Here is a 768-nt window from a genome sequence, read left to right on the forward strand (position 1 = left end):
GATTTCTGGGCCGGGAGGTCTGCCGGCAGGGGGTCGATGCCGGCTGGGACGTGGTGGGCACGTGCTGGTCGGGTGAGGTGGGAGTGCCGGGAGCGTGCGTCCGTCGGGTCGACGTGACCGACCGGGACGCGGTGCGCGAGCTGGTGACACGGGTACGCCCCGACGCCGTCATCAACACCTCCTACCGGTACTCCGACTGGGCGGTCACCGCCGACGGGGCGGCACACGTCGCCGTTGCCGCCACCGAGGTCGGTGCGCGGCTGGTGCATCTGTCCAGCGACGCGCTGCACGCCGGGCGTCCCGAGCCGTACGCCGACGACGAGCCGCCCAGCCCGGTCTTCGCGTACGGTGCGGCGAAGGCCGCCGCGGAGACGGCGGTGCGGGGGATCGACCCGTCCGCCGTGCTGGTGCGTACCTCGCTGATCGTGGGGGAGGGCAGCCCGCAGATCCAGCTCTGCCGGGACGCCCTGGCCGGGCGGGGTGCCCTCTTCAGCGATGAACTGCGGTGCCCGGTCGACGTCACCGATCTCGCTGCCGCCGTGTGCGAACTGGTCTGCTCGGATCATGCCGGCCTGCTCAACGTCGCCGGCCCGGACGCGGTCAGCCGGGCGGAGCTGGGTCTGCTGGTGGCGCGCCGGGAGGGCCGGGATCCGAGCGCCCTGAAGACCACCACCGCCGCGGAGTGCGGTCTGGTCCGCCCCGCCGAGATCCGCCTCGACATCACCCGCGCCACCGCCCTGCTCCGCACCCCTCTCCGCAGCATCACCC

General features: G+C 73.8%; 1 protein-coding gene. It reads left to right on the forward strand.

The window, feature by feature from the left end:
* Nucleotides 1-768 (forward strand): SDR family oxidoreductase (locus C1I93_RS30795; RefSeq protein ID WP_111246724.1); only part of this gene is annotated, 768 nt, incomplete at both ends.

The sequence above is a fragment of the Micromonospora endophytica genome (assembly GCF_003236305.1).
Taxonomy (GTDB): domain Bacteria; phylum Actinomycetota; class Actinomycetes; order Mycobacteriales; family Micromonosporaceae; genus Micromonospora; species Micromonospora endophytica.